Consider the following 435-nt stretch of genomic DNA (forward strand, 5'->3'; position numbering starts at 1 on the left):
TCTCCACGGGTATGTCGGGTTATCAGGAGACGCTGACCGATCCGTCGTATCACCGTCAGGTTGTGGTGATGACGGATCCGCATGTCGGTAATACGGGTGTGACTGATGAGGATCCCGAGTCCGGGAAGATCTGGGTTTCGGGGTATGTGGTGCGTGATCCTGCGCGGGTTTCCTCCAGCTGGCGTGCTGTGCGCACACTGGATGAGGAGCTGGAGCGTCAGGGTGTGGTCGGTATTTCGGGTCTCGACACGCGTGCGCTGACCCGTCATCTGCGGGAGCGGGGTGCGATGCGGGGGGGTGTCTTCTCCGGCGAGGCGGTGGCGGATGACGCGTCGCTGCTGGCGAGGGTTCGGGCCGCGCCGCGGATGGAGGGTGCGGACCTGGCGGCGGAGGTGGCGACCGCGGAGGCGTATGTGGTTCCCGCGATCGGTGGCA

1 protein-coding gene is annotated in these 435 nt (G+C 65.7%); it reads left to right on the forward strand.

Features of this window, described 5'->3' with window-relative positions; translation table 11 throughout:
- On the forward strand, nucleotides 1–435 hold a 435-nt coding region (locus PUR26_RS00230; protein WP_329868039.1), incomplete at both ends, for a carbamoyl-phosphate synthase domain-containing protein.

The sequence above is a fragment of the Streptomyces sp. SP18CS02 genome, from assembly GCF_036322365.1.
GTDB lineage: Bacteria > Actinomycetota > Actinomycetes > Streptomycetales > Streptomycetaceae > Streptomyces.